Consider the following 25,264-nt stretch of genomic DNA (forward strand, 5'->3'; position numbering starts at 1 on the left):
GTGGTCACCGCACTCCCCGGACTCGCCGGGCCGCTCTCCGAGACCGTCCTCGCCGCCGAAGCGACCGGCGTGAACACGACCGTCCTCAACGGCGCCCTGCTGCTGGCCCTGCCGATCGCCCTGCTCGCCGGGCTGGTCTCCTTCTTCTCCCCCTGCGTGCTGCCCCTGGTCCCCGGCTACCTCTCCTACGTGACCGGCGTCGGCGGCGCCGACCTCGCCGAGGCCCGGCGCGGCCGGATGCTGGGCGGCGCGAGCCTGTTCGTGCTCGGGTTCACGGCCGTGTTCGTCTCGACCGGCGCACTGTTCGGCTACTTCGGGCAGACCCTCGACGCGAACAAGGAAGTCATCTCCCGGGTCCTGGGCGGCCTGGTGATCCTGCTCGGCCTGTTCTTCATGGGCGCCATCCCCGGTCTGACGATGCGCGAGTTCCGCTTCCACAAGAAGCCGACCGTCGGACTCATCGGCGCGCCCGTGCTCGGCGTGCTCTTCGGCCTCGGCTGGACCCCCTGCATGGGCCCGACCCTCGCGGCCGTCGGCACCCTCTCCATCGACCAGGCGACGGCGGGCCGCGGCGCGCTGCTGACCGTGGTCTTCTGTCTGGGACTGGGGCTGCCGTTCATCGCCACCGCCCTCGCCTTCCGCAAGGCGCTGGGCGCCTTCGGGTGGGTGAAGAAGCACTATGCGTGGGTGATGAGGATCGGTGGCGGCATGCTGATCCTGACCGGTCTGCTGCTCGTCACAGGAATCTGGAGCAGCATCGTCAGCGACATGCAGGGCTGGACCAGCGGCTTCACGGTGGGGATCTGAGGACTACACGGACATGAGTACGACCGACAAGGCGTCCACCGAGACGCCGCACGATGCCCCGGAGCCCGAGGATTCCGCTTCCGCCGAGGCCTCCGCGGAAGCCTCCGCCGAGGCTTCCGCCGAGGCGGCCGCCGGTGCGCAGCTGTCCACCGCCCCCCTGGAGGACGCCCCCGGCGGCCCCGTGGGCATCGGGGTGCTCGGCTGGGCCCGCTGGTTCTGGCGGCAGCTCACCTCCATGCGGGTGGCGCTGATCCTCCTCTTCATGCTGTCGCTGGCGTCCATCCCCGGCTCGCTGGTCCCGCAGAACCAGGTCGACCTGATGAAGGTCGCCGCCTGGAAGAAGGAGCACTCCTCCTGGGTGGGCGTCGCCGAGAAGCTCCAGCTCTTCGACGTCTACAGCTCGGTGTGGTTCTCCGCGATCTACCTGCTGCTGTTCATCTCGCTGATCGGCTGCATCCTGCCGCGCTCCTGGCAGTTCGTCGGCCAGCTCACCGGCCGGCCGCCCGCCGCGCCCAAGCGGCTGAACCGGATGCCCGCGTACACGACCTGGCGCACGGACACCTCCCCGGACGAGGTGCTCACCACCGCCCGCGGCCTCCTCGGCCGCCGCCGCTTCCGTACGGAGGCCGACGCGGGATCGGGGCGGGGATCGACGTCGGGATCGGTCTCGGCCGAGAAGGGCTACCTGCGCGAAGCCGGGAACCTGATCTTCCACGTGGCGCTGATCGTCATGCTGATCGCCTTCGCCTGGGGCCAGTACTTCAAGTCCGAGGGCGGCAAGCTCGTCCTGCGCGGCAAGGGCTTCTCGAACACGCTCACCCAGTACGACGACTTCAAGGCCGGCGGCCTCTTCGACTCCGACGACCTGCCGCCCTTCTCCTTCACCCTGGACAAGTTCGACGCCACCTTCGAGCGCACGGGCCCGCAGAAGGGCACCCCGCGCGACTTCAAGGCGTACGTCACCTTCAGCAACGGCGCGCACGGCACGCCGGAGAAGCGCGAGATCCAGGTCAACAAGCCGCTGGAGGTGGACGGCTCCAAGGTCTACCTGCTCGGCCACGGCTACGCGCCGGTCATCTCGGTGACCGACCCCACCGGCAAGGTGATCTACCGCGACGCCGTGCCGATGCTGCCGCAGGACGGCAACCTCACCTCGACCGGCGCCGTCAAGGTCACCGACGGCTACAAGGACAAGGACGGGAAGACGACGCAGCTCGGCTTCGCCGCGATGTTCGTGCCGACCTTCGCGGGTGCGGGGGCGGGCACGATGTTCTCCCAGTTCCCGGAGCTGGACAATCCCGCGCTCGCGCTGAACGCGTGGCACGGCAGCCTCGGGGTGGACTCGGGCCTGCCGCAGAACGTGTACCAGCTGAACACCTCCAAGATGGAGCAGTACAAGGACGCGGACGGCAAGCCGCTCGCGAAGCGGATGGTGCCCGGCGAGAGCATGGAACTGCCCGGCGGCCAGGGCACCGTGAAGTTCGAGGGCATCGAGCGCTGGGCCACCTTCTCCGTCACCCACCAGCCCGGCAGCGGCCTCGCCCTCGCGGGCGCCGTCGCCGCCATCGCCGGACTCGCGGGCTCCCTGTTCATCCAGCGCCGCCGGATCTGGGTGCGCGCGTTCCGCGGCGGGGACGGCGTGACCGTCGTCCAGATGGCGGGCCTCGGCCGCAGCGAGTCCGCCAGGCTCCCGGAGGAGCTGGCGGCCCTGGCCGGCGCGCTCCACGACCGGGCGCCGAGCGCGGCGCCGCCCGCGCCACCGGTCGCCGATACCGAACCCGAACCTGCCGAACCTGCCGAAGAAGCCGAAGAAGCCGAAGAAGTCGAAGGGGAGCGCGCGTAATGCAGCTCGCGGCCGCAGCCAACGAGAGTCTGGCTCACCTCAGCAACAACCTGATCTACGCGTCCATGGCGGTCTACACCCTCGCCTTCTTCGCCCACATCGCCGAGTGGATCTTCGGCAGCCGCAGCAAGGTGGCCCGTACGGCCGCCGCGCTCACCCAGTCCGGGGCCGCCTCCGGGTCCGGGGCCAAGGCAGCCGCCCCGGCCGTCCAGGTACGGGGCAAGGCCGGCACCGCCGTCCTCGACAAGCCCAAGGTGGTCACGCGCAGCGCCGCCGGCACCCGTGACGTCCCGGACGGCCCCGGCGCGGCCGGCGGCACCGTCCAGGGCGACCTGTACGGGCGCATCGCGGTCTCGCTGACCGCCCTCGGCTTCCTGCTCGCGGCGGCCGGCGTCGTCGCCCGCGCGATGTCGGTGGAGCGGGCCCCCTGGGGCAACATGTACGAGTTCTCGATCACCTTCTCCACGGTGGCCGTCGGCACGTACCTGCTGCTCCTCGCGCTGAAGAAGAACGTCCGCTGGCTCGGCCTGTTCCTGGTCACCACGGTCCTGCTCGACCTGGGCATCGCCACCACGGTGCTCTACACCGACAGCGACCAGCTGGTCCCCGCCCTGAAGTCGTACTGGCTGCTGATCCACGTCTCCACCGCGATCATCTGCGGTGCGGTCTTCTACATCGGCGCGGCCGGCGCGGTCCTGTACCTCTTCCGCGACTCCTACGAGGCCAAGCTCGTGCGGGGCGGCAAGCCCGGCAGGTTCGCCACCTCGGTCATGGAGCGCTTCCCGTCGGCGGCCTCGCTCGACAAGTTCTCGTACCGCATCAACGCGGCCGTCTTCCCGCTGTGGACCTTCACGATCATCGCGGGCGCGATCTGGGCCGGCGACGCGTGGGGCCGCTACTGGGGCTGGGACCCCAAGGAGGTCTGGTCCTTCGTGACCTGGGTGGCCTACGCCTGCTACCTGCACGCCCGCGCCACGGCCGGCTGGAAGGGCCGCAAGGCCGCGTACCTCGCGCTCTTCGCGTTCGCCTGCTGGATCTGGAACTACTACGGCGTGAACATCCTGCTGAGCGGCAAGCACTCGTACGCGGGCGTCTGACGCGTAGGACCGCAGGACCGTAGGACCGCAGGACCGCAGGGGCCGGGCAGCCGAAAGGCCGCCCGGCCCCTCCGGCGTTCCCGTCACCAGGCGGGGCGCAGCGGCGGGAGGGGGCCGTCCCCGTTCAGGGTGTGGACCAGGCGGCCCAGTTCGGTCCGCAGGGCGCCGAGGTCGACGCTGCCGCGGCCGAGCTCGGCCTCCAGCTCGTGCAGTACCCGCCCGGCGGCCCCCAGGTGGGCGGTCGCGGCCTCCGTCAGGACCACCAGCTTGCGCCGGCCGCCCTCGGGGTGCGGGGTGCGGCGCAGGTAGCCGCGCCGCTCCAGGTCGTCCACGAGCTGTCCGGCGGCCTGCTTGGTCACCCCGAGCCGCTCGGCGAGCTCGGTCGCGGTGGCGCCGGCGGGCCCCAGGGCCTGGAAGGCCATGCCGTGCAGGGGGCGCAGGCCGTCGGCGTACCCGGCCTCGTCGAGGCGGCGGGTGAACTCGCCGAGCAGGAGCTGGAAGCCGAGGCCGAGGAGGAAGGTCAGCTCGATGCCGCCGTGGTCGCCGCTGCCGCTGCCGTCGTCGGTGCCGTCGTCGCTCTGGTGGGTGGTCACGGAAACATGGTGACACAAGTGAGTCAAGCTGCTTTACTCGCATGAGTAAAGCAGCTTGACTCACTGGCTGGACCCATCTGCCCCGGAAGCGAAGGAACCGCCTTGCGCGTCATCACCCCGTCCCCCGAGCACGTCATCACCACCCCGAACGCGACCATGACCGGCTACGCCTCGCCCAGCAGGGGCAGCGCCGAACTGAGCACCTGGCACGCCGCCATCCCCGCCGGGATCACCGGCCCCGAGCACTCCGTCAGCCGCGAGCAGGTCTGGACGGTCACCGCCGGGGCCCTGGACGTCACCTGCGGCGGCCGCACCGAGAAGGTCGCCGCGGGCGAGGCCGTGGTGCTACCCCCGGACGTCCTGCGCCACGTCCACGCCCTGGCCGACACCGAGGTGTACGTCGCCATGCGCGCCGACGGCCTCGTCTCCGTACCCGGCACCGAGGGCACCCGCCCCCTGCCCTGGGCGGTGTGAGCCCCGCCGGAGCCCCGGCAGGCTGACGGCCGCGGCGACCAGGACGGCCGCGAAGGGGACGAGCAGCGCCGCCCGGTACCCGTCCAGGGGCTCGGCGGCGCCGGCCGCCACCCCCGTCACACCGGCCAGCCCGAGCGCCGCGCCGAACTGGAACGCCGTGTAGAGGAGACCGCCCGCCAGGCCCTGCTCCTCCTCCGCGACCCCCTCGGTGGCGACGATGGTCAGCGGCCCGTAGACCAGGGCGAAGGCCAGGCCGAGCAGGACCAGGCTCGGCAGCATCAGCAGGTAGGACCAGTCGGCGCCCAGCGGCAGGAACAGCCCGTACGCCAGCGCCGCCAGCAGCAGCCCGCCGAAGATCAGCCGGCCGTTCCCGTACCGCGTCACCAGCTTCGGCACCACGGTCGGCGAGAGGACCGCGTCGATCCCGATCACCAGCATCGCGAGGCTCGTCTGCAGGGTGGACCAGCCGCGCACCTCCTGGAGGTAGAGCACCACCAGGAACTGGAAGCCGAAGAACGCGGCCGAGAACAGCAGCGCCGCCGCGTTGGCCCGCAGCAGCCCGGGCGAGCGCAGGACGCCGAGCCGGACCAGGGGCTCGGCCGTGCGCCGCTCGACGAGGGCGAAGGCCGCGAGCAGTGCCAGCCCCGCCACCGCGGGCAGCGCCGCGAGCTCCTCCACACCGAGGACGAGCAGCACGACGCCCGCGGTCACGAGCAGCCCGCCCCACACGTCGATCCGGCCCCGCCGCCCGGCCAGCAGCTCCTGCGGGGCCTTCGGGGCCTTCGGCGCCTTCGGTACGAAGGTCAGCGCGCCCGCCAGGATCAGCGCGGCCAGCGCCACGGGAGCGAAGAACACCCAGCGCCAGCCCACCGCGGCGAGCAGCCCGCCCGCGACCAGCCCGACGGAGAACCCGGCCGCCGCCGTGCCCGAGTACACGAGCAGCGCCTTCTCCCGCTGGGGCCCCTCGTCGAAGCCGGTGGTGATGATGGAGAGGCCCGCCGGGGTCATGAACGCGGCGGCGACCCCGGTCACGAAGCGGGCGGCGATCAGCTGCCATCCCTCGGTGGCGAGCCCGCCGAGCCCGGAGAAGAGCAGGAACACCGTCAGCCAGCCGATGAACATCCGGCGGCGCCCGAAGAGGTCGGCCGCGCGGCCGCCGAGCAGCATGAAGCCGCCGTAGCCGAGCACGTAGGCGCTCATCACCCACTGGAGCGTGCCGGTTTCGAGGCCGAGGTCGGCGCGGATCGAGGGCAGGGCCACGTTGAGCATCGCGACGTCGATGCCTTCGAGGAAGATGGCGCCGCACAGGACGAGCAGGACGCCGAGCCGGCGCCCGCGGATGGAATCGACGGAATCGATGGAGACCACGGAGAGACCTCGCAGGATCAGGGAAAGGAAGAGGAAGAGCGGGAAGTTGCCGGCTCAACCACCCTCGCCCGCCGCCCGCAGGGGAACAACGGCGAAGACCTCAACGTTCGTTCAGCCATGCTTACCGATCGCGATGAGCTGGACTGCTTCCTGATCCTGGCCGAGGAGCTGCACTTCGGCCGCACCGCCGAGCGCATGCTGCTGTCCCGGGCCCGCGTCAGCCAGCTGGTGCAGCGCCTCGAACGGCGCGTCGGCGCCCGGCTCTTCCTGCGCACCAGCCGCAGCGTCGCCCTCACCTCGCTCGGCGCACAGCTCCGCGCCGACCTCGAACCCCACCACCGCGGCATCGCCGCCGCCCTGGACCGGGCCGCGGCGACGGCCCGCGCCGCGGACGGGGTGCTGCACGTCGGCTTCACCACCCCGCCCGCGGGCGAGCTCGTCCTGCGCGCCGCGCAGGCCCTGCGCACCACGCACCCCGGCATCACCGTCGAGGTGTGCGAGGTGCCGCTCTCCGACCCGTACGGGCAACTGCGCGGCGGGGCCTTCGACGTGGCCTTCGCCGAGTTCCCGGTCCGCGAACCCGACCTGGGGGAGGGGCCGGAGCTGATCACCGAGGCACGGGCGCTGGCCGTGGCCGCCGGGCATCCGCTGGCCGCGCGGGACTCCGTGACGCTGGAGGAACTGGCGGGGGTCGCGCTGCTGTCCGTCGCCGGGGACCTGCCCGCGTACCTGCGCGAGCACCAGGCCCCGGCGCGCACCCCGGGCGGGCGGCCGATCCGGCGCGGCCCGGAGGTGACGAACCTGCAGGAGGCGCTGATGCTGGTCGCGGCCGGTCGGGGCGCCCTGCTGACCTCGGCCCACGCCGCGGCCTACCACGCCCGCCCCGGCGTCACCCACGTACCGGTGGCCGACGCCGACCCGGTCGGGTACGGGCTGGTCTGGCGCGCGGGCGAGGACACCGGCGCCGTACGGGCCTTCGCACAGGCGGCGGGCCGGGCGGCGAAGGCCCGCCACCCCGCGACGCCGGGCTGAGGCATCGAAGGGCCTACTCCTTGTCCTTGTCCTTCTCCGTCTCGTCCCGCTCCTCGCGCAGGGACTTCAGGAACTCCGGGTTGTCGTCGGGGGCCACCCACGTGCGGCGGCCGGGGCGCGGCCGGCCGGCGCCGCCGGGCACCCGCTTCTTGCCCGCGAAGAGCCACACGATCGGACCGACGATCGAGAAGAGCAGGATGATCAGGACCCAGACGACCTTCGGAAGGTGCTTGACCTCTTCTTCCGGCGTGTTCAGGCAGTCGATGAAGGTGTAGATGGTCAGCGCGATGATCAGCAGGAACGGCAGATAGCGCAGCACGGTGTGGGACCGACCCCCAGAAGAACGGTGCGGGCCGGGCAGGCCCGCCGTGGACTCTTCCAGGGTAGAGGGCCCGCCGCGCTTCGGGCTCTGAGCGGGGATGCCACAATTGCCCGCATGGCTTACGACGATCTCCGCTCGCTGCTCCGGGCCCTCGAGCGGGAGGGCGACCTCAAGCGCATCAAGGCCGAAGTGGACCCGTACCTAGAGGTCGGGGAGATCGTCGACAGAGTGAACAAGGCGGGCGGACCCGCGCTGCTCTTCGAGAACGTCAAGGGCTCGGCGATGCCGCTGGCCATGAACGTCTTCGGCACCGACCGGCGCCTGCTGAAGGCCCTCGGGCTGAAGTCGTACGCCGAGATCAGCGAGAAGATCGGCGGTCTGCTCAAGCCGGAGCTGCCCCAGGGCTTCATCGGCGTCCGCGAGGCCTTCGGCAAGCTCGGCTCGATGGTGCACGTGCCGCCGAAGAAGGTGAAGGGCGATTCCGCGCCCGTCCAGGAGGTCGTCCTCACCGGCGACGACGTGGACCTGGACCAGCTGCCGGCCCTCTTCACCTGGCCCAAGGACGGCGGGTCCTTCTTCAACCTCGGGCTCACGCACACGAAGCACCCGGAGACGGGCGTGCGCAACCTCGGCCTGTACCGCCTCCAGCGCCACGACAAGCGCACCATCGGCATGCACTGGCAGATCCACAAGGACAGCCGCAACCACTACGCGGTGGCCGCGGCGCGCGGCGAGCGGCTGCCGGTCGCGATCGCCTTCGGCTGCCCGCCGGCCGTGACGTACGCGTCGACCGCGCCGCTGCCGGGCGACATCGACGAGTACCTCTTCGCCGGGTTCGTGGCGGGCAAGCGGATCGAGATGGTGGACTGCAAGACGGTCCCGCTCCAGGTCCCGGCCAATGCCGAGGTCGTCATCGAGGGCTGGCTGGAGCCGGGGGAGACGCTTCCCGAGGGTCCCTTCGGCGACCACACCGGCTTCTACACCCCGCAGGAACCGTTCCCCGCGCTGACGATCGACTGCGTGACGATGCGCAAGCGTCCGCTGATCCAGTCGATCGTCGTCGGCCGGCCGCCGACGGAGGACGGCCCGCTGGGCCGTGCGACGGAGCGTTTCTTCCTCCCGCTCCTCAAGATCATCGTCCCGGACATCGTGGACTACCACCTCCCCGAGTCGGGTGGCTTCCACAACTGCGCGATCGTCTCGATCGACAAGAAGTACCCCAAGCACGCGCAGAAGGTCATGCACGCCATCTGGGGCGCGCACATGATGTCGCTGACCAAGCTGATCATCGTGGTGGACAAGGACTGCGACGTCCACGACCTCCACGAGGTCTCCTGGCGCGCGCTCGGCAACACGGACTACGCCCGCGACCTCACCGTCGTGGAGGGTCCGGTGGACCACCTGGACCACGCCTCCTACCAGCAGTTCTGGGGCGGCAAGGCCGGCATCGACGCCACGAAGAAGCTGCCGACGGAGGGGTACACCCGCGACGGCGGCTGGCCTGACATGGTCGAGTCCGACCCTTCTACGGCGGCCCTGGTGGACCGCCGCTGGAAGGAATACGGCCTTTGAATCCCCCCCTGACCGAAGGAAGGGGATTCCTGGCTCACGCCGCTCGGTCGCTCAGCGAGCGACCGAGTCTTCCGCGATCAACACCAGCCGGGTTGAAACCAGCCCGGGTGTATGAAGTTGTGGAGGTTGCCGTGCCGGCTTGGTTCTCGCTCGACACGTTGTACGCGCTTGGTTCTCGCAACGCACGACACGCACGCTATCCGGTGGCGTTCTGCCCTGGGGGCGAAACGGCATTTTCTGCCCTAGGAGGCTCCCAGTGAGCGACAACGAGACGGGAGGGCCCGCCCTCTTCATCGGTACCGACACCGTTTACGTGGCCCTGGTGCGCCCGAGCCTCGACCCGTCGGACCCGGGCGTCCGCGAGGCCGCCGCGGAGGCCGGTGTCTCGCCCGAGGAGTTCGCGGGTCCCGGCAACGTCTGGGCGCTGATGCTCGACGAGGACGGCGAGGGCGACGGCTTCGAGCTGCCCGGTGCGCGCGACATCGAGGCGGACGACTTCGCGGAGCAGCTCCAGCGCGCCCTGGTGGCGGGCGAGCCGTTCACCGCCGAGGCCGGGAACTTCCTGCGCCTGGAGGCGAGCCCGTCTCCCACCACCTGGCAGCTGACCGCCCACGTCACCCCGCCCGAGGGGCACGACGCGGGCCCGTGGACCCTGGAGCTCGGCACGCTCCCCACGGCGGACCTGCTGGCCGACCTCGAAGACTTCCGGAGAACCCTCGTATGACATCCGCAGCCGAAGGGGTCCTCGGATCCGGGCCCGCGCCGCAGGCCACCGGCAAGGTGAAGGCCTTCCTGCGGCTCGTGATGATCGAGCACTCGGTCTTCGCGCTGCCCTTCGCCTACATCGCCGCGCTGACCGCCATGTTCACGCTCGACGAGCGGATGCACTGGGGCAAGCTGCTGCTCGTCACCGTCTGCATGGTGGGGCTGCGGACCTTCGCGATGGCCGCCAACCGGATCATCGACCGGGAGATCGACGCGCGGAACCCGCGGACCGCCGGGCGCGAGCTGGTGACCGGCGCCGTCTCGGTCCGCTCCGCCTGGACCGGGGCCGGCATCGCCCTGGCCGTCTTCCTCGGCTCGGCGGCGCTGCTGAACCCGCTCTGCCTGATGCTGGCGCCGGTCGCCGTCGTGCCGATGGTGGTGTACCCGTACGGGAAGCGGTTCACGAACTTCCCGCACGCCATCCTCGGCATCGCCCAGGCGATGGGCCCGGTCGGCGCCTGGATCGCGATCACCGGCGCATGGTCCTGGGACGCGGTGATCCTCGGCCTCGCGGTGGGCGTGTGGATCGGCGGCTTCGACCTGATCTTCGCCTGCCAGGACGTCGCCGCGGACCGCGCGGAGGGCGTCAAGTCCGTCCCGGCCCGCTACGGCATCCCGGCCGCCCTGTGGGGCGCGCGCGGCGCGCACGTCGTGACCACGGCCCTGCTGGCCTGGTACGCGGTGGCGACCGGCGCGGGCTGGCTGTTCTGGCTCGGCCTGCTGATCGTCGTGGCGGCCTTCGTCTACGAGCACACCATCGTCACCCCGCACGACCTGTCCCGCCTGAACCGCGCCTTCTTCACGGTGAACGGCTTCATCGGCATGGCGCTGTTCGTGTGCGCCCTGCTGGACCTGGTGGTGCGGGGGCTGTCGCTGTAACGGCTCCGGCCTCCTACGATGGAGGTGTCCACTCCTGCCACCAATACCAGGGGGCGTGATGACTCGGGATGGATCGCTCAGACTCCGTATGGTGCGAACGTTCCCGTCAGCGCCCGGGATCGTGTTCCAGGCCTTGACCGAACCTGCGGAGCTGGCGAAGTGGTGGGGGCCGGACGGGTTCACCATTCCCCAGGTGGAGAGCGACCTGCGGCCCGGCGGGGCCTATCGGATCGAGATGCAACCGCCCGATGGGGCGTCGTTCTTCCTCGTCGGCGAATTCCTGGAAGTGGATCCTCCCGCCGTGCTGTCGTACACCTTCCGCTGGGAAGACCCCGACCCCGAAGACCAGGAGACGACCGTGACCCTGGAGCTGCACGGCGACGCCCACGGCTCGACTCGGCTCGTCTTCGTACAGGGAGACTTCGCCACTGAGGGGCGGCGCGCCCTGCACGACGAGGGCTGGACCCAGAGCTTCGACAAGCTCGCGGGCCTCCTCGCGACCTAGACCGCCGCCACCTCCGGCCGAGGCCGCGCGGCCAGCGCGACCGCCGCGCCGGCCAGGAGGCCGAAGAGGTGGGCCTGCCAGCTGACCATCGAGTCCGTCGGGAGGGCTCCGGCCAGGAAGGTCGTGCCCCAGACGGCGGCGATGACGACGGCGACCGCGACGCCCAGCGGGCTGCGTTCCACGAAGCCGCGGACCAGTAGGTAGCCGAAGAGGCCGAAGATCAGGCCCGAGGCGCCCGCCGTGATGCTGTGGGGCGGGGAGATCAGCCAGACGGCGAAGCCGTCGGCCAGGACGATGGCCGCGCAGACGGCCAGGAAGCGGCCGATGCCGCTCAGCGCGGTGACGAAGCCGAGGACCAGCAGCGGGACGCTGTTGGAGGCCACGTGGTCGAAGCCGAAGTGCAGGAAGGGCGCCAGGGGGATGCCGCTCAGGCCGTCGGCCTCCCGCGCGGTGATCCCGTAGGAGTCGAGCGCGTGGCCGGTGGCGTAGTCGACGGCCTCGATCAGCCACAGCAGCGCCACCCAGCCCAGCATCAGCTTCGCGGCGGCCACGGCCCGGCCGGTCCTGCCGGTCCGGCTCCAGGCGAAGGAGCCCGTACCGCCCGGGTGTGTACTGCTTCCGCTTCCGCTCATGACTACCCCTCCCGCCGTGTCCACCCCTTGAACGTGCGGACACCTTAGCCAGTGCCCCCCGTCGGTGGCCGGATAGTCTCGGAGGTATGACTGAGGGCAAGCGCACCCCGTGGGTGGTCGGGGTTTCCGGGGCGTCCGGGACGCCGTACGCGGCCGCGGTGATCCGCGGGCTGCTCGCGGCGGGCGAGGGCGTGGACCTGGTGGTGAGCCGGGCGTCCAGACTGACCCTGCTGGACGAGACCGGGATCGCCTTCCGCGACGCGCACTGGCGGGACGACTTGGGGGAGTGGCTGGAGCGGGGGGCCGATGGCAAGCCCGCGACTTATCCGCGCCCAGACTTGGACGGCGTGCGCTACTGGCCCGCGGGCGACTTGGCGGCCGGACCGAGCAGCGGCTCGTACCCGGTGAAGGGGATGCTGATCGTGCCCGCGTCCACGGCCTGTGTGGCCGGGGTGGCGCTCGGGCTGTCGAAGGACCTGCTCCAGCGGGTCGCGAGCGTGACGCTCAAGGAGCGGCGCCGGCTGGTGGTGACGGTACGGGAGACCCCGCTGAGCGGGCAGACGCTGAAGCATCTGGTGAGCCTGGACGAGGCGGGCGCAGTGGTGCTGCCCGCCTCTCCGGCGTTCTACGCGGGTGCGACGCACATCCAGGATCTGGTGGACTTCGTCGCGGGGCGGGTGCTCGACGCGGCAGGGGTGCCGCACGGGCTGTACCGCCGGTGGGAAGGGGAGCTCGGAGGCTCCCGTACCCGGGAGGCAAGCGGTGGCGCTTAGCGCTTCTTGGCGCGCCCCGGCTTGCGGGTCTTGTCGACGCGGTGTGCGGCGGCGGGCTGGTCGGTGCGGGATCGGTTGGCCAGCTCCTGGAGCTGTCGCATGTGCGCGTAGGCCATCTCGATCGTGTACACGGTGAACCACTCCTGAAAATTGTCAGATCGTCGTTGATCTGTTGAAAGATTCACAGGGTGTCGACCCTGTGTGCCTTTGATTCTATACCTAAACTTGAGGGAATGCCGAATAATGGAAGGTTCCAGGTACATGGACGCGGTGGACAAGCAGCTCATCCAGGCACTTCGTGAGAACGGACGCGCCTCGTACGCCGAGCTGGGCCGGCTCGTGGGCCTCTCCGGCCCCAGCGTCACCGACCGGATCAACCGGCTGGAGACGGCCGGAGTCATCACCGGCTACCGCGCGACCGTGGACGCGGCCTCGCTCGGCCTCGGCGTCACGGCGCTGATCGGCATCTCGCTGTCCGACGCCGCGGACCACGAGGACGTGGCCCGCCGGCTGCGCGACCTCTCGGAGATCGAGGACTGCTGGTTCATCGCCGGCGACGACTCGTACATGCTCAAGGTCCGGGCCGGCGACGTGGACGGGCTGGAGCGCATCATCCGCAAGCTCTCCAGCACCAAGGGCGTCTCGCGCACGCGTACGACGATCGTGCTCTCCACCAAGTGGGAGAACCGGGTCGGGGGCCTGCCGGAGGAGGCCTGAGGGCGCTGAGAGTACGGTTGGGGCGCGGTTGTGGGGCACACGTACCGTGCGGATTCGAGGACAGATGGAGAGGACCGGCATGGACGCTGGGTTCAAGCGTGAGCTGGAGGACAAGGTTCGCTCCGGCGAGCGGCTGACCCGTGAGGACGGCATCGCCCTCTACGAGTCGGACGACCTGGCCTGGCTCGGCGGCCTCGCCCACGAGGTGCGCACGCGGAAGAACGGCGACGTCGTCCACTTCAACGTCAACCGCCACCTCAACATGACCAACGTGTGCACGGCCTCGTGCGCGTACTGCTCGTTCCAGCGCAAGCCGGGCGAGAAGGACGCGTACACGATGCGCATCGAGGAAGCCGTTCGCCTGGCCAAGAGCATGGAGAACGAGAGCCTCACCGAGCTGCACATCGTCAACGGGCTGCACCCCAGCCTGCCGTGGCGGTACTACCCGCGCTCGCTCTCCGCGCTGAAGGAGGCGCTGCCGAACGTCTCGCTGAAGGCGTTCACGGCGACCGAGATCCACCACTTCGAGACGATCTCCGGCATGTCGGCCTCCGACATCCTGGACGAGCTGATCGAGGCCGGTCTGGAGTCCCTCACCGGCGGCGGTGCGGAGATCTTCGACTGGGAGGTCCGCCAGCACATCGTCGACCACCGCACCCACTGGGAAGACTGGTCGCGCATCCACCGCCTCGCGCACTCCAAGGGCCTCAAGACCCCGGCGACGATGCTCTACGGGCACATCGAGGAGCCGCGCCACCGCGTGGACCACGTGCTCCGGCTGCGCGAACTGCAGGACGAGACCGGCGGTTTCCAGGTCTTCATCCCGCTGCGCTACCAGCACGACTTCGTGGACATGAAGGACGGCAAGGTACGCAACAAGCTCCAGGCGCGCACGACGATGGCGACGGGCGCCGAGGCGCTGAAGACCTTCGCGGTCTCCCGCCTGCTCTTCGACAACGTCCCGCACGTGAAGGTCTTCTGGGTGATGCACGGCGTGCAGACGGCGCAGCTCGCCCTCCAGCACGGCGCGGACGACATGGACGGCTCGGTCGTCGAGTACAAGATCACGCACGACGCGGACAACTACGGCACCCCGAACAAGCTGGGCCGCGAGGACCTGCTGGAACTGATCCGCGAGGCGGGCTTCCGCCCGGTCGAGCGCAACACGCGCTACGAGATCATCCGCGAGTACCCCGGCCCGGACTCGGAGCTCCGCGAGACGCCGCAGGCGATGCGGGTCTGACGCCTTGACGCCTTGATGTCCTGATGCCTTGGGCCCCGGTCCTCCTCGTGGGGTGGCCGGGGCCCTTTGCGCACCGCTGCTAGTAATAGTTAATCTAGCCTAATGGCCATTACGTTTACCTTCGATCCGGTCGTCGATCCCGCCCTGGCCGAAGACTTCACCGTGCTCTGGACCGACGTGTCCAACGCCGGCGGGGCAGTGGGCTTCGTACCGCCCGTCGCCGTCGCGGACGTCCGCCCCGAGGTGGACAAGCACCTCGCCGCGGCCGCCGAGGGCCGCAGCCGCCTGCTCGTCGGGCGCGACGCCGCCGGCCGGGTGCGCGCCACCGCCGTCATCGCCCCCAACCAGCACCGGCTGCAGAAGCACTGGGTCTGGCTCTACACCGTCATGGTCGACCCCGCCCTCCAGGGGCAGGGCGCCGGCCGCGCACTGATGGACGCCGTCGCGGACGCCGCCCGCACGATGGAGGGCATCGAGGCGGTCCGCCTCGGCTGCCGGGGCGGGCTGGGCCTGGAGCACTTCTACGCCGCCTGCGGCTACAAGGAGGTCGGCCGGGTCCCCGGCGCCAGCCGCGTGGCCCCGGGCGACGACCGTGACGACATCACGATGCTTCTGCCGCTGCGCTAGAGCCGTATACGCTCCGCGCGACTTGTTCGAACAGTCCGGCGCATCCGTGCAACAGACCGGATGCGCCTTGCCCGGGGGGGGCTTTCCCATGACTTCGTATTCCCGCGCCGTGCTCGGCATCGCGCTCACTCCCGTCCTCGCCCTGGTGGCCGCGGCCCCGGTCGCCGCCCAGAGCGCCGCCCAGACCGCCGCCGCGGCCCCGGCCGCGGACCACACCGCCACCGCGACGGCGGCCGGTACCGCCCCGGCCGCCGGCGCGACGCTTGTGCCGGGCCCGTGGGGCGCCAGCACCCTGCACACTCCCGACCCCGACCCCGCCTCCTCCTCGGGCGGCGTGAACGCCCTGGTGTCGGCGGGGAACGGCGCCCTCGTCTCCCTCACCGGCGACGGGCTCTCCCGTTCCACCCGGATCCGGCCCGCCGGCAGCACCGGTTGGCTCGCCGCACGGGCCTGGCCGGACGCCGGCGGGTACAACACCGAGCTGGTCTCCCTCGGCGACGGTTCGGTGCGCCTGGTCTGGCGGGCCGAGCGAGCCGACGACCAGAACAACTACTGGCTGAAGGTGGCCACCCTCGCGCCCGGCGCGACCGCCTTCTCCGAGCCCGAGTACGTGGCCGCGGTCCCCGAGAAGGGCAAACACCACCTGGCGGCGGCCCCCGACGGCCGGCTGGTCGCGGTGTGGTCGGTCTTCGGCGTCGTGAAGGCCGCCGAGAAGCCCGGCCCGCAGGCCGCGTGGAGCGCTCCGGCCAACCTCAACGCGCAGCCGCCGTCCGGCAGCCGGGAGATCTCCAGCATGGATCTGGCAGTCGCCAAGGACGGCACCGCCCTGCTTGTGTGGCAGTGGCAGGTGAGCAAGGCCGTCGTCGCCCTGGAGAAGGCCCCCGGCGCGGCCGCCTGGACCGCGGTCCAGGACTTCCGGTCCCGGGCGTGTTCCTGGCGCGCCCGAGGGTGTTCGCCGATCCGCACGGCGGCTTCGAAATGTTCTACGGCCACGTCCCGCTCATGAACACGCGCCGTCCCGCCGGCTCCACGCAGTGGAGCACCCCGCAGCCCGTCACCGGCAACGGCAGGACGTACGGCATGACGGCGCCCGTCTACCTGCCGGGGGGTGACCTCTTCGTCGCCGGCGAGCCGGGCTGGAGCCGGGTGCGCTCGGCGGCCACCGGACTGTGGCAGTCGTCCGTGCAGGGCTTCGCCCATCACGAGAAGGTGCGCGCGGTCTCCGCGGCCGCGACCTCGGGCGGCACGGTCACGGTGACCTGGCGGGAGGGGTATTCGTACCAGGAGTACACGATGGCCGCCGTCTTCAAGAACGGCGCCTGGTCCGCCCCGCGGCGGCTGAGCACGACGGGCGCCCGGTTCACCGGGCCGCCCCGAATGGCCGCCGACGCGCTCGGCCGGCCCGTCGCGCTGTGGGACGAGTACAAGCTGAGCGAGACGAACAGCGTCGTTCCGAACGGCGTCTACCAGGCCACCACCACCAGCCGCGCGCTGCCCAAGTGGCGTGACCACACGGACGACGGCAAGGCCGACTGTTCGGCCGGGACGGCACCGGGGTCAAGGTGTACGCGGGCGACGCGACGAAGCTGACCGCGGGGCGGCGCGCGATCACGTGGTCGACGACGGACACCCTGGTGCTGCCGTTCGGCGACCTCGACGGCGACGGCTGCAACGACGTGTTCGTCCGCTTCCCGAAGGGCGAGGCCCGCGTCCACCCGACGATCTGCGGCGGGCTGCCCGACCGGCAGTCGCCCCACGTCAAGGTCTCCTCGGACTGGAGCGGGTACGACCAGGTCCTCTCGCCCGGCGACGTGACGGGCGACGGCCGGGCCGACCTGCTGACCCGGTCCGCCTCGACCGGGAAGCTGTACGTGTACGCGAACAACGGCGCGGGCGGCTTCAAGACCCGCACGCTCGCCGGGTCCGGCTTCGGCGGGTACAAGAAGCTGATCGCCGCCGGGGACCTCAACGGCGACGGCAGGAACGACCTGCTGGCCCTCGACGCGTCGAACGAGCTGTGGCGGTTCGACGGGACCGGCGCCGGCACCTTCGCGCCCCGGTCCCTGGTCTTCAAGGACTGGGGCACCTCCTACAAGGACGTGGTCGGCGGGCTCGACCTGTCCGGGGACGGCCGGGCCGACCTGATCTCGCTCGACAAGGACGGCCGCGCCTGGCTGAACCGGGGCAACGGCCAGGGCGGCTTCGAAAACAGGTCGCAGGTCGGCAAGGCCACGAACTGGCTGGGCATCCGCATCTCCTGACGGCGAGGGCCCGGGGGGCCGACTCCGCGTCCGCCGAAGCCCCCCGGCGCCCTTGCCCGTGGCCCGGGCGTGCTTCACTGGACGGGCACAAACCGCCGTAGGACGACGAGAGAGAAGGGGTCACCGTGTCCCTCAAGCCGAGCGCGACGATCCGGTACACCGCGATGCGCCTGGGGATCTTCGTCGGATGCCTCGTCCTCGTCGCCGGTCTGGTCCGGCTGGGCTGGGTGCCCTCCGGTCTGGGTGACGCCAACCCGGCCTGGGTCGTGCTGCTCGCCCTCGTGCTCTCCGCCCCGCTCTCCTTCGTGCTGCTGCGCAAGCAGCGCGACGAGATGTCCGAGGTCATCGCCGGGCGCGTCGCGGGCGCGAAGGACAAGCTCGCCGCGAACCGCAGCCAGGAGGACGACGCGGTCGACGAGGTCGACGAGGCCGCGCGCGCCGGCCGGTAGGGCCAGTTAGCTTCATCACACACCGAAATGCCTCGGCTCCGGGTTCACCACCCGTGACGCCGGGGCTTTCGGCGTTTTCCAGGGAGTTGGCCGGATTCCGCCGGGGTCCGCGGCCCGCTTCCGGCACCCCTTGCCTCAAAGGGAGACTTTGAGATTCCCAAAGGTGAAGTGTTAGCGTGTTCAACATGTTGACGACAGCAGCGCACCAGACGATCACGAGCGTTCCGCTCGTGGCGCGCCTGCACGTCGACCTCTGCCGCCGCGCGTCCGCGGCCTGTTGCTGTTGTCGCTGAGTCCCGCGACCAGTTCCGCGACCAGTTCCGCGACCAGCTCTGGCACAGCAGCGGTCCCGCCCGCCCGGCTCTTGGCTTTTCCGGGTGCTGCCGCACCGCACCACCACCCCACCGCAGAAACCGCAGAACCACCCGGAGAGTGTCCGTGTCCGCGTCACCGCAGACCCCTGCCGCCGAGGCCTCCGCCCCGGCGAAGAAGTCCTCCTTCTCGTTCCCCTTCTGGGCCCAGATCGTCACCGGCCTCGTGCTCGGCGTCCTGCTCGGCTGGGTCTCCCGCAGCCAGGAGATCAGCTGGCTCGGTACGACCCTGGAGCAGATAGGCGACATATTCGTCCAGCTCCTGAAGCTGGCCGTCGCCCCGCTCGTCTTCTTCGCCATCCTGGTGTCGATCACCAACCTCCGGAAGGTGAACAACGCCGCGCGGCTCGCCTCGCGCACGCTGCTCTGGTTCATGATCACCTCGCTGATCGCGGTGGCCATCGGCCTCGCCATCGGCCTGCTCACCAACCCGGGCTCCGGCACCGGCCTCACCCCGCAGGACGGCAAGCTGCCGAAGCGCGAAGGGTCCTGGCTGGACTTCCTGACCGGCATCGTGCCGACCGACGTCATCACGCCGTTCACCGAGCTGAACGTCCTGCAGATCGTCTTCCTCGCCGCCGTCGCCGGCATCGCCGCCCTCCAGCTCGGCGCCAAGGCCCAGCCGGTGCTCAGCCTCGCCGAGTCCGTGCTGGAGCTGCTCCAGAAGGCCCTGTGGTGGGTCATCCGCCTCGCCCCGATCGGCACCGTCGGTCTCATCGGCACCGCGATCGCCACGTACGGCTGGGACCTGCTCGGCAAGTACGCCACCTTCACCGTGGACGTGTACGTCGGCTCCGCGCTCGTGATGTTCGGCGTCTACCCGCTGCTCCTGTGGACCGTCGCCAAGGTCAACCCGCTCCAGTTCTTCAAGGGCGCCTGGCCGGCCATCCAGCTGGCCTTCGTCTCCCGCTCCTCGGTCGGCACCATGCCGGTCACCCAGAAGGTCACCGAGCGCCTCGGCGTCCCGAAGGAGTACGCCTCCTTCGCCGTCCCGTTCGGCGCCACCACGAAGATGGACGGCTGCGCCGCGATCTACCCGGCGCTCGCCGCGATCTTCATCGCGGAGATCTTCGGCGTGCAGCTCGGCATCACCGACTACCTCCTCATCGCCTTCGTCTCGGTCATCGGCTCCGCCGCGACGGCCGGCCTGACGGGCGCCACGGTCATGCTGACCCTGACCCTCTCCACGCTGGGCCTCCCGCTGGAGGGCGTGGGCCTGCTGATGGCGATCGACCCGATCCTGGACATGATGCGCACCGCCACGAACGTGGCCGGGCAAGTCGTATCACCGTTGATCGTCGCCGCACGCGAAGGCATTCTCGACCGCGACGCCTACAACTCGGTGACGTCGTCGGCGATCGAGGGGTACGACGACGTCCGTGAGGACAAGTTGGAGGACCTGGAGGCACTGGACGAACGCAAGGTCGCCGTGCCGGTTCCCGCCTGAGGCAGGTCGGCCTGCTTCGACGACAGGAGCGCCTCGGATCCCACTGATCCGGGGCGCTCCGGCATCTCACTCCCGATCCGGGGAGGTGGCCTCCGTCCGCGGAGCACCCGAATCCGCACCGGCACGCGTGATCTTGATGGAGTCGGCCTCGGGTGGCTTCCTGCGGCCGCGTCCGACGCTGAAGACCTCGACCTCTTCGATCACGCTTGCCACGATCGCCCGACGTCGCTCCAAGGTCTCCTCGCTCTCGTCCCGCCACACCGCCAGTGCATCCGTCTCGGTTCGGGCTCCTGAAACGACGGCGGCGGTCTCACGTGCTCGAAGCTGTTGGAGCCCTACGCGGAGATGCGTCAGAGAGTCGAAGTAGTCCTCATCGGCCATGTGGCCTTCTTTCCAACGAAGCCGGAGGAGACGGACGCGCTCCTCCAGGCTCTTGATCTCGTCTGTCAGATCCTCATCCGGGGCGGTGGGCGGCGTCGGCCGCCGCGTCCGTAGTGCTGCTTCGACCACCTCGTTCAGCCGCTCTTCTATCCATCCGTAGCTCCGGCTGACCTTCCCGCACCCGAGTCGGCCGATCCCGCCTCTCTGGCCGGAGTGACAGAGCGTTCGGCGGAAGGTGCGGCCCTGGATCGTCGCCCACTGGACACGCATGGTCCCTTGGCAGTACCCGCACTTGAGGAACCCCGAGTAGACGTGCTTCCGCTTGCCAGAGCCTTGAGTCGCCGGCGTTGCGCGGCGATCGAGAACGGCCTGGATGTTCTCCCACTCCTGGCGCTTGAGCGGGCTCGGATAGATGCTGTCCCCGATGTCTTGGCCCTTGTAGGTGATGACGCCGCCCGTGCGCTGGGACCGGTACACCCGCTTGACTGCCTGGATTGTCCAGGGTGCTCCCTGCGGCGTCGTCGTCCTGTGCTCCGACCACAGCCGGCTCACATCGCCCGGGGTCTTCTGGCTGATGAGCATCTCGTAGCCCAGGCGGATGAGTTCGGTCTCGCAGTCGTCCAGTTCTTGGAAGTGGGACCCGGCCTTGAAGCCGAACTGCCGCTTGCCGCCTGCGTGTGGCTTGCCTTGTTCCCGACGCTGGAGGAGCGCCCCGTTGATGCGCTCGGCCATGCGTTCCGTCTCCTGTTGGGCTACCGCACCCTTGATGGTCAGGATCAGGCGTCCGGAGGCCGACGACGTGTCCTCACCTTCGGTGGTGGTGAACTGGAAGGCGCATGCCTTCTGCTCATCCAGGAAGTTCGAGAGCTCGGAGATGCGACGTGTAAGGCGGTCGATCGAGTACACAACGACGGCATCGATCACTCCGGCTTTGGCATCCCGCAACATCTCGGCGTACTGAGGCCGTTGTTTCCGGCTCGTTGTCGATGCCGACGTGTCATTCTCCGAGTAGATCTTGTGTACGGACCATCCGCGCTGCTCGCACAGCTCGCGGCATGCTGTCTCCTGCCGCTTGATGCCCAACTCCCGGCCTTTGCGGTCCTTGCTGATCCGGACGTAAATCCCCACGCGCTTCGGCTTGGCCATGTCCCACCCCGGGTTCCGGACGAATCACCTGCGCGCTGTTCAACGTACATACCGATGATGCGGTTACGGTCGCGGCTTGCCAGTCTGTCCTGGGCGACCCGGCCCCGGCGCAGCCGGCCGCCGAGGCAGAGGTCGGTCTCGGCGATGGGTCCGACGGACGTCTGGTCGGGCACCCGCCGAGCCGGTCGGGGAGGTTTTCGGAGCGCGACGATCCGGCGGGCCGTCCAGGAGCTGCCATGCACTGACGCTGCGACGCGGTTCAGGCTATGAGCAGGCGGAGGCCGAGATCTGCGGCGTCGAGGTCGGCGAGGTCGCTGTTGCGCTCGGCCCACCGGCCGGAGCCGAGGTCGGCGCCGAGGCTTCGTACCGCCCGCTGCTCGGCCTCCGGCCCGACCCTCGTCCACACCGACATCGCACGGCGCACGTGATCCTCCAGATATGCCTCCGGCCGGCGCCAGTACGCCTCGAACAGGCCGTCGGCGCAGTCCCACGGGACGGGCACCGGGTCAGCGCGGGCGCCGATCGCGTCGGCCATCCCGTCAAGCGAGGGGAATTCTGCGAGGACGGCGGCGAACTCAGGCAGGTAGTCGCGGGTGAGCCAGAACCGGTCCTGCCATCCAGGCTCGTCGGTGTCGAACGTGAGCACAACCACGCGGCGGGCCACGCGCCGCATCTCGCGGAGGCCCGCGATCGGGTCACCCCAGTGGTGAACGGTGGAGACGGCCATCGCGACGTCGAAGGAACGATCCTCGAACGGCAGGTTCTCCGCGGCGGCGGCCACGCACGGTGCCGAGTCGGCAGGGCGCTGCCCCCGCATGACCGCTGATGGCTCCACCGCGGTCACGTTGCGATCAGTCGGCTCGTAGGAGCCGGTGCCGGCCCCGACGTTCAGCACGCTCTGCGCGTCCCCGAGCGCGTCCCAGATCTGGGCGGCGATCCGCGGCTCGGTACGCCGTGTCGTGGTGTAGGCGCCGCCGATCGCGTCGTACAGCCGTGCACCGAGCATCTCCAGTTGCTCCTCGGGTGTCACGTTGAGTCCCTTCGCCCGTGTCTCCAGCTCCCTGTCGATGGCCGCCACCATGGCGTCGGCCCGATCACGCCGCTCCAGCAGCAGGCCACGCAGGCGGCGCAGGTGCGCGACCGCGTCGCTGGATGGGTCGCCGACCAGTTCCGCGACCTCCCGCAGCCCGAAGCCCAACCGCCGGTAGGCCAGCACCTCCCGCAGGCGCTCCACGTCGCCCACCGAATAGGCCCGGTACCCGGCCGAGGTCCGTGCCGACGGCCGGACGAGGCCGATCTCGTCATAGTGATGCAGCGTGCGGACGCTCACGCCGGCAAGCCCGGCCACACGTCCCACGGTCCAGTGATCCTCCACGGCCACGACTATGCGGCCTGACGCCACGTGAGGGTCAAGAGAGTGGGTGGGCACCGCCATCGACATCACGGACGTGCACGGTGAGCGGCCGTACGTGGAGCTGCGGCCGGACCGCCTCTGACAGCGGGGGCAGCTGTGTCCGGGCGGACGCCGAGCCGGCGGACGCCGACCCGGCGACGGTCCTCGGCACCGCCTGACGTTCCCGAGGCCTTGTCAGGCCGCCCGTACCGCCATCAGCAGTCCGCTCGCCCAGGCCAGGCGCACGCACCGGAAGTCCTCGCGCGCGGCCAGCTCGGCCAGGAGGCGTTCGACGGAGGCCTCGTGGTCCTGCGGCCAGCCGGGCTGGGGGAGGAGGTCGTCGATCAGGTAGGTCCCGCCGGGAGCCACCAGTTCCAGGGCCCGGTCCAGGTGCGTGAACTTCCCCGGCCAGGTGTCCGCGAAGACGAGGTCGAAGGGCGCCCCGTCGAACTCCTCCAGCCACGCGCCGCCGTCCCCGGCCACGAAGGTCACCCGCGGGTCGGAGCCCAGCTGTTCCCGGGCGATGGCCTGGACGCCGGCGTCGAGCTCGACGGTGGTCAGTCGGGAGGCCCGGTCCATACCGCCGAGGAGCCAGGCGGCGCCCTCGCCCGCACCGGTGCCGAGCTCGAGGATCCGTCCCCCGGGCCGCCCGGCGGCGAGCGCCGCCAGGAGGCTGCCCGTACGGTCCTCGCAGGACAGCGTGAAGCCCGCGGCGGCAGCCTTGGCACGCAACACGGGCAGGTCGGAGGGGAGTTGGTGCGGAGTATCGTCCATGCGGAGATCATCCGAGGGCGGCGCGCCCCGGGCAAGGCGATTCCCGGCACGGCCCGCCGATGCCGACCGCGGCCCCGCCGACTGCTGCGGGACGGCGCGTACGTGACCGGAGAGGGCCGGCCGGAAATGCCGTAGCCGACCGGGGTGGTGGCCGGTCGGCGGACGGTCGGTGGTCGGTCAGGCGTTGTTCCAGACCGGTGCGGTCTGGCGGGCGAAGCCGTAGACGAAGTTGGAGAGGGTGCCGTTCGCGTTCAGGACGATGATGGTGTTGTTGTCCTGGAGGATGACGGACTTGCCCTTGGCGTAGTAGGTCCAGTTGCTCCAGGTGCCGTGCGAGGTCATCTGGACGCCGTACAGGCCGTCCTTCTTGACCAGGCGGACCTTGGTGCCGCCGGCGACCTTGTAGACGCCGAGCTTGGGGGAGACGGTGGTGGCGCCGGTCCAGCTGTGGATCTCGCCGTCGATGGTGAGGCGGACGTAGCGCTGGCCGACCTTGCGGACGTCCTGGTAGGCGGTGGCCGCGGGGTGTAGGAAGCCGACGCGCTTGCCGTTCTCGATGATGTGCGAGCTGAAGAGCTGCGGGCCGGCCTTGTAGGTCTTGACGGTCAGGCCGCCGTACGTGGTGGTGGAGTAGAGGCTGCCGGCGGTGTGGCATTCCTTGGGGAGCTTCGGGAACGCGGCGGCGGTCCACGGCGTGTCGCCGCCCTGGGTGCGCTGCTTGAAGACGGGGGCGGTGGACAGCACGCCGTCGATCTTCAGGCCGCTGGCCAGGTCCACGGGCTTGGACTGGTCGACGGTGGCCAGGACCTTGCCGTCCTCGTTGCGCAGCTGGGCCTTGGCGCCGGTGTGGGCGCTGTTGGTCAGCTTGACGGTGTAGCCGTCGAACAGGGACGGGATGATCTGGCTCTTGATGCAGTTCTCGGTGATGACCTGGCTGCGTGCGGGGGAGGTCTGCTGGGCCGGGGAAGAGGCCGCGAACGCCGTGGCGGGGGCGGCGATCACCGCGCCGATGAGGGCGAGGGCGGCGGTGGTGGCGCGGAGGGCGGTACGCATGACGACTCCTTGGAGCTTTGCTGTGGGTGAAGGAGAGCCGTATGCCGTGGTCTCTTCCGGTGGACGCCGCCCAGTTCGGGCTGTTGGCTGCAGACAGAAAATTAGTGATCTTGTGTGTGCGGAATAGTCCAGTCCGCGTCACAGGCGTGTGACAGACGATCGGGCCCGGTGCGAGGGGCCCTGCACGGGTGGCCCGGGGGCGAGCTGTCCGCGCCGGATAGGCTGCCGCGAAATCGGGGACGGGGGAGTCGTGTTGGATCGGCGGAAGTGGATCGTGGCGGCGGCGGGGATGGCGGTCCTGCCCACCTGGTGGGTCCTGCGGCAGGGGACGGACGGGTACGAGGACGAGGGCGAGTCCGAGGTCGAGTGGCGCACCGACGCCGCGCCGCTGGAGCAGGCGTTCCCGCTGCTGGGCCCGCTCACCGGCGCCCAGTGGGTGACCAGCCGGGACGACGATGACCGGACCCTGCCGTCTCCGGAGCTGGTGATCTCGGGCTTCTGCCGACTGGCACCGGGCAAACTCGCCGAACTGACGGCGGCCCACGCCTTCGTTTCCGAGGGGCCGACGGACGACTTCTCCTCGTGGTTCGAGAGGCCGCTCGTGGGCGAGGGGCCGAAGGATCCGCAGTGGATCCGGTCGCAGGAACTCGACCGCGAGGGCGACGGCCACCTCACCCACCTGTGGTTCGACCGCCGCAGCGACACCGTCCGCTTCTGGGCGCTCAACCCGTACGGCTGAA

At 70.5% G+C, this 25,264-nt stretch carries 28 protein-coding genes and 1 pseudogene; 20 read left to right on the forward strand and 9 right to left on the reverse strand.

Annotated features, from left to right (window positions below):
• From ACODT5_RS41095 to ccsB, 3 genes are read left to right on the forward strand one after another with little or no spacing between them, the layout of a single operon-like run.
• Entirely contained in the window at positions 1–807 is an 807-nt protein-coding gene (locus ACODT5_RS41095; RefSeq protein WP_422524064.1) for a cytochrome c biogenesis CcdA family protein, read from the forward strand.
• A gap of 13 nt (positions 808–820) precedes the next feature.
• Complete coding sequence (gene resB / locus ACODT5_RS41100; RefSeq protein ID WP_422524065.1) at positions 821–2,650, forward strand: cytochrome c biogenesis protein ResB; 1,830 nt, start codon at positions 821–823, stop codon at positions 2,648–2,650.
• A complete protein-coding gene (ccsB, locus tag ACODT5_RS41105; protein ID WP_422524066.1) occupies positions 2,650–3,747 on the forward strand; it encodes a c-type cytochrome biogenesis protein CcsB in 1,098 nt (365 codons plus the stop codon). Before resB ends, ccsB begins: the two co-directional genes overlap by 1 nt.
• An 83-nt stretch (positions 3,748–3,830) precedes the next feature.
• On the opposite strand, the gene ACODT5_RS41110 is transcribed toward ccsB, so the two are convergent.
• A complete protein-coding gene (locus ACODT5_RS41110; RefSeq protein WP_422525188.1) occupies positions 3,831–4,277 on the reverse strand; it encodes a MarR family winged helix-turn-helix transcriptional regulator in 447 nt (148 codons plus the stop codon).
• Between the two features lie 219 nt (positions 4,278–4,496).
• On the opposite strand from ACODT5_RS41110, the pseudogene ACODT5_RS41115 reads away from it, so the two are divergent.
• Positions 4,497–4,676, forward strand: a pseudogene (locus ACODT5_RS41115) (cupin domain-containing protein); the annotation flags it as partial.
• Between the two features lie 9 nt (positions 4,677–4,685).
• Here ACODT5_RS41115 and ACODT5_RS41120 read toward each other — a convergent pair.
• On the reverse strand, positions 4,686–6,155 hold the full coding sequence (locus ACODT5_RS41120) for an MFS transporter (RefSeq protein WP_422525189.1): 1,470 nt from the start codon (positions 6,153–6,155) through the stop codon (positions 4,686–4,688).
• Positions 6,156–6,299: 144 nt separating this feature from the next.
• On the opposite strand from ACODT5_RS41120, the gene ACODT5_RS41125 reads away from it, so the two are divergent.
• A complete protein-coding gene (locus ACODT5_RS41125; protein WP_422524067.1) occupies positions 6,300–7,214 on the forward strand; it encodes a LysR family transcriptional regulator in 915 nt (304 codons plus the stop codon).
• Positions 7,215–7,227: 13 nt separating this feature from the next.
• Here ACODT5_RS41125 and ACODT5_RS41130 read toward each other — a convergent pair whose 3' ends face one another.
• On the reverse strand, positions 7,228–7,533 hold the full coding sequence (locus ACODT5_RS41130) for a PLD nuclease N-terminal domain-containing protein (protein WP_422524068.1): 306 nt from the start codon (positions 7,531–7,533) through the stop codon (positions 7,228–7,230).
• A 117-nt stretch (positions 7,534–7,650) separates the two neighbouring features.
• Here ACODT5_RS41130 and ACODT5_RS41135 point away from each other — a divergent pair, with 117 nt between their 5' ends.
• The 4 genes from ACODT5_RS41135 to ACODT5_RS41150 all read left to right on the forward strand — a co-directional run bounded on the left by ACODT5_RS41135 (position 7,651) and on the right by ACODT5_RS41150 (position 11,257).
• Positions 7,651–9,108: a menaquinone biosynthesis decarboxylase gene (locus tag ACODT5_RS41135; protein WP_422524069.1), complete on the forward strand. Its 1,458-nt coding sequence runs from the start codon at positions 7,651–7,653 to the stop codon at positions 9,106–9,108.
• Positions 9,109–9,364: 256 nt separating this feature from the next.
• Positions 9,365–9,832, forward strand: coding sequence for a hypothetical protein (locus ACODT5_RS41140; protein ID WP_422524070.1), 468 nt, complete (start codon positions 9,365–9,367; stop codon positions 9,830–9,832).
• Positions 9,829–10,752 (forward strand): menaquinone biosynthesis prenyltransferase MqnP, encoded by a 924-nt coding sequence (mqnP, locus tag ACODT5_RS41145; RefSeq protein WP_422524071.1) that lies wholly within the window; start codon positions 9,829–9,831, stop codon positions 10,750–10,752. Before ACODT5_RS41140 ends, mqnP begins: the two co-directional genes overlap by 4 nt.
• 88 nt (positions 10,753–10,840) lie before the next feature.
• Positions 10,841–11,257, forward strand: coding sequence for an SRPBCC family protein (locus tag ACODT5_RS41150; protein WP_422524072.1), 417 nt, complete (start codon positions 10,841–10,843; stop codon positions 11,255–11,257).
• Here the strand turns inward: ACODT5_RS41150 and ACODT5_RS41155 are convergent.
• On the reverse strand, positions 11,254–11,889 hold the full coding sequence (locus ACODT5_RS41155; RefSeq protein ID WP_422524073.1) for a rhomboid family intramembrane serine protease: 636 nt from the start codon (positions 11,887–11,889) through the stop codon (positions 11,254–11,256). The genes ACODT5_RS41150 and ACODT5_RS41155 overlap by 4 nt on opposite strands.
• A gap of 86 nt (positions 11,890–11,975) precedes the next feature.
• Here ACODT5_RS41155 and ACODT5_RS41160 point away from each other — a divergent pair, with 86 nt between their 5' ends.
• Positions 11,976–12,662 (forward strand): UbiX family flavin prenyltransferase, encoded by a 687-nt coding sequence (locus ACODT5_RS41160; RefSeq protein WP_422524074.1) that lies wholly within the window; start codon positions 11,976–11,978, stop codon positions 12,660–12,662.
• Here ACODT5_RS41160 and ACODT5_RS41165 read toward each other — a convergent pair.
• Positions 12,659–12,793, reverse strand: a complete 135-nt coding sequence (locus ACODT5_RS41165) for a hypothetical protein (RefSeq protein ID WP_275431884.1) — start codon at positions 12,791–12,793, stop codon at positions 12,659–12,661. The two genes, ACODT5_RS41160 and ACODT5_RS41165, sit on opposite strands and share 4 nt — an antisense overlap.
• Before the next feature lie 130 nt (positions 12,794–12,923).
• On the opposite strand from ACODT5_RS41165, the gene ACODT5_RS41170 reads away from it, so the two are divergent.
• From ACODT5_RS41170 to ACODT5_RS41210, 9 genes are all read left to right on the forward strand, one after another.
• Positions 12,924–13,379, forward strand: coding sequence for an Lrp/AsnC family transcriptional regulator (locus ACODT5_RS41170; RefSeq protein ID WP_243340137.1), 456 nt, complete (start codon positions 12,924–12,926; stop codon positions 13,377–13,379).
• Positions 13,380–13,458: 79 nt separating this feature from the next.
• The gene (mqnE, locus tag ACODT5_RS41175; RefSeq protein ID WP_422524075.1) at positions 13,459–14,622 is read left to right on the forward strand and encodes an aminofutalosine synthase MqnE; all 1,164 of its coding nucleotides are present in this window, start codon (positions 13,459–13,461) and stop codon (positions 14,620–14,622) included.
• A gap of 102 nt (positions 14,623–14,724) precedes the next feature.
• Complete coding sequence (locus ACODT5_RS41180) at positions 14,725–15,249, forward strand: GNAT family N-acetyltransferase (protein ID WP_422524076.1); 525 nt, start codon at positions 14,725–14,727, stop codon at positions 15,247–15,249.
• A gap of 88 nt (positions 15,250–15,337) precedes the next feature.
• Complete coding sequence (locus ACODT5_RS41185; RefSeq protein ID WP_422524077.1) at positions 15,338–16,255, forward strand: hypothetical protein; 918 nt, start codon at positions 15,338–15,340, stop codon at positions 16,253–16,255.
• Complete coding sequence (locus tag ACODT5_RS41190) at positions 16,252–16,839, forward strand: hypothetical protein (protein ID WP_422524078.1); 588 nt, start codon at positions 16,252–16,254, stop codon at positions 16,837–16,839. The genes ACODT5_RS41185 and ACODT5_RS41190 overlap by 4 nt, the downstream gene beginning before the upstream one ends.
• Positions 16,812–17,510, forward strand: a complete 699-nt coding sequence (locus tag ACODT5_RS41195) for an FG-GAP repeat domain-containing protein (RefSeq protein ID WP_422524079.1) — start codon at positions 16,812–16,814, stop codon at positions 17,508–17,510. The genes ACODT5_RS41190 and ACODT5_RS41195 overlap by 28 nt, the downstream gene beginning before the upstream one ends.
• A 125-nt stretch (positions 17,511–17,635) precedes the next feature.
• Positions 17,636–17,959: a DUF4229 domain-containing protein gene (locus ACODT5_RS41200; RefSeq protein ID WP_422524080.1), complete on the forward strand. Its 324-nt coding sequence runs from the start codon at positions 17,636–17,638 to the stop codon at positions 17,957–17,959.
• A 185-nt stretch (positions 17,960–18,144) separates the two neighbouring features.
• The gene (locus ACODT5_RS41205) at positions 18,145–18,252 is read left to right on the forward strand and encodes a putative leader peptide (RefSeq protein WP_356510414.1); all 108 of its coding nucleotides are present in this window, start codon (positions 18,145–18,147) and stop codon (positions 18,250–18,252) included.
• Between the two features lie 145 nt (positions 18,253–18,397).
• A complete protein-coding gene (locus tag ACODT5_RS41210) occupies positions 18,398–19,777 on the forward strand; it encodes a dicarboxylate/amino acid:cation symporter (protein ID WP_422524081.1) in 1,380 nt (459 codons plus the stop codon).
• A 66-nt stretch (positions 19,778–19,843) separates the two neighbouring features.
• Here the strand turns inward: ACODT5_RS41210 and ACODT5_RS41215 are convergent, their stop codons facing one another.
• The 4 genes from ACODT5_RS41215 to ACODT5_RS41230 form a co-directional block, all read right to left on the reverse strand.
• Positions 19,844–21,304, reverse strand: a complete 1,461-nt coding sequence (locus ACODT5_RS41215) for a recombinase family protein (protein WP_422524082.1) — start codon at positions 21,302–21,304, stop codon at positions 19,844–19,846.
• Between the two features lie 259 nt (positions 21,305–21,563).
• Positions 21,564–22,661 carry a MerR family transcriptional regulator gene (locus tag ACODT5_RS41220; protein ID WP_422525190.1) on the reverse strand — a complete coding sequence of 366 codons (1,098 nt, stop codon included), beginning with the start codon at positions 22,659–22,661 and terminating at the stop codon, positions 21,564–21,566.
• Positions 22,662–22,892: 231 nt separating this feature from the next.
• Positions 22,893–23,471 (reverse strand): O-methyltransferase, encoded by a 579-nt coding sequence (locus tag ACODT5_RS41225; RefSeq protein ID WP_422524083.1) that lies wholly within the window; start codon positions 23,469–23,471, stop codon positions 22,893–22,895.
• Positions 23,472–23,648: 177 nt separating this feature from the next.
• The gene (locus ACODT5_RS41230) at positions 23,649–24,524 is read right to left on the reverse strand and encodes a hypothetical protein (protein ID WP_422524084.1); all 876 of its coding nucleotides are present in this window, start codon (positions 24,522–24,524) and stop codon (positions 23,649–23,651) included.
• Positions 24,525–24,774: 250 nt separating this feature from the next.
• Here ACODT5_RS41230 and ACODT5_RS41235 point away from each other — a divergent pair, with 250 nt between their 5' ends.
• Positions 24,775–25,263, forward strand: a complete 489-nt coding sequence (locus ACODT5_RS41235; RefSeq protein ID WP_422524085.1) for a hypothetical protein — start codon at positions 24,775–24,777, stop codon at positions 25,261–25,263.
• Position 25,264 lies beyond the last annotated feature (1 nt).

This window comes from Streptomyces tatrensis (genome assembly GCF_049310065.1).
GTDB lineage: Bacteria > Actinomycetota > Actinomycetes > Streptomycetales > Streptomycetaceae > Streptomyces.

Coding starts and splice junctions, on each gene's coding strand:
- ACODT5_RS41225 (WP_422524083.1), bottom strand. CDS start 23,471: ATGGACGATACTCCGCACCAACTCCCCTCCGACCTGCCCGTGTTGCGT.
- ccsB (WP_422524066.1), top strand. CDS start 2,650: ATGCAGCTCGCGGCCGCAGCCAACGAGAGTCTGGCTCACCTCAGCAAC.
- ACODT5_RS41155 (WP_422524073.1), bottom strand. CDS start 11,889: ATGAGCGGAAGCGGAAGCAGTACACACCCGGGCGGTACGGGCTCCTTC.
- ACODT5_RS41185 (WP_422524077.1), top strand. CDS start 15,338: ATGACTTCGTATTCCCGCGCCGTGCTCGGCATCGCGCTCACTCCCGTC.
- ACODT5_RS41190 (WP_422524078.1), top strand. CDS start 16,252: ATGAACACGCGCCGTCCCGCCGGCTCCACGCAGTGGAGCACCCCGCAG.
- ACODT5_RS41150 (WP_422524072.1), top strand. CDS start 10,841: ATGGTGCGAACGTTCCCGTCAGCGCCCGGGATCGTGTTCCAGGCCTTG.
- ACODT5_RS41160 (WP_422524074.1), top strand. CDS start 11,976: ATGACTGAGGGCAAGCGCACCCCGTGGGTGGTCGGGGTTTCCGGGGCG.
- resB (WP_422524065.1), top strand. CDS start 821: ATGAGTACGACCGACAAGGCGTCCACCGAGACGCCGCACGATGCCCCG.
- ACODT5_RS41215 (WP_422524082.1), bottom strand. CDS start 21,304: ATGGCCAAGCCGAAGCGCGTGGGGATTTACGTCCGGATCAGCAAGGAC.
- mqnE (WP_422524075.1), top strand. CDS start 13,459: ATGGACGCTGGGTTCAAGCGTGAGCTGGAGGACAAGGTTCGCTCCGGC.
- mqnP (WP_422524071.1), top strand. CDS start 9,829: ATGACATCCGCAGCCGAAGGGGTCCTCGGATCCGGGCCCGCGCCGCAG.
- ACODT5_RS41135 (WP_422524069.1), top strand. CDS start 7,651: ATGGCTTACGACGATCTCCGCTCGCTGCTCCGGGCCCTCGAGCGGGAG.
- ACODT5_RS41230 (WP_422524084.1), bottom strand. CDS start 24,524: ATGCGTACCGCCCTCCGCGCCACCACCGCCGCCCTCGCCCTCATCGGC.
- ACODT5_RS41205 (WP_356510414.1), top strand. CDS start 18,145: ATGTTGACGACAGCAGCGCACCAGACGATCACGAGCGTTCCGCTCGTG.
- ACODT5_RS41180 (WP_422524076.1), top strand. CDS start 14,725: ATGGCCATTACGTTTACCTTCGATCCGGTCGTCGATCCCGCCCTGGCC.
- ACODT5_RS41170 (WP_243340137.1), top strand. CDS start 12,924: ATGGACGCGGTGGACAAGCAGCTCATCCAGGCACTTCGTGAGAACGGA.
- ACODT5_RS41125 (WP_422524067.1), top strand. CDS start 6,300: ATGCTTACCGATCGCGATGAGCTGGACTGCTTCCTGATCCTGGCCGAG.